This is a genomic window from Protofrankia sp. Cr1, from assembly GCF_963555865.1.
In the GTDB taxonomy this organism is placed as follows: domain Bacteria; phylum Actinomycetota; class Actinomycetes; order Frankiales; family Frankiaceae; genus Protofrankia.
Map to the genome: position 1 here is coordinate 1 of NZ_CAUVXO010000023.1, position 614 is coordinate 614.

The 614-nt window shown below is 63.5% G+C and carries 1 protein-coding gene; it reads left to right on the forward strand.

Annotated elements, in window-relative coordinates; genetic code table 11:
• Nucleotides 1–154 precede the first annotated feature (154 nt).
• A partial coding sequence (locus U9980_RS04110; protein ID WP_322766749.1) for a hypothetical protein occupies nucleotides 155–614 on the forward strand: 460 nt, incomplete at its 3' end.

Sequence of the window (614 nt, forward strand, 5' to 3'; positions counted from 1 at the left end):
AATCGCGAGCAAAAGATTGATTCAAAAAGTGATGCAAACTTGACGGAAAGTAAAAAATTTGCCTCAAAGAAAGGTGGAGGTTTCGATTTTGAGATCTCCCGTTTACCTGTGGTTCCCCTGCGGGAGGATGAACACATAACGGAAAGGAGGTCCGATGCCTAGCAGGACAGACGACCAGTCACAGGACACGGCACGGGACAACGGCACCACCGCCGCGGCAGCCAGGGAGGAGCGTGACGATCAAAATGTCGACAACGGTCACGCCCGCGACGCAGGGCAACGCGAAGCGGGACGCCCGCACACGGCGACGCTGCGGACACCGTTCGCGACGGCCCGCCTTGAGGTGCCCCGCGCTCCGGGTACGAGCATGAAGGTGGGTCCGGTCAGGCTGCCATCACCAGCCCAGACCGCCTTCTACCTCGGCCTGGGTGCGCTTGCCGTGGCGGAGGTCGTTGAGTGGCCGATCGCAGCGGCGATCGGCGTGGGCACCTATGTAGCCCAGCACAGCCGTGGCGGCGAATCAGCGTCGCAGGGGCGTCGACAGGCTCCCACCCGCGGAGGGCCCGAGATGCGACGAGAGGCCCAGACTTCACCGGACGCGCCCGCCGAAGCCT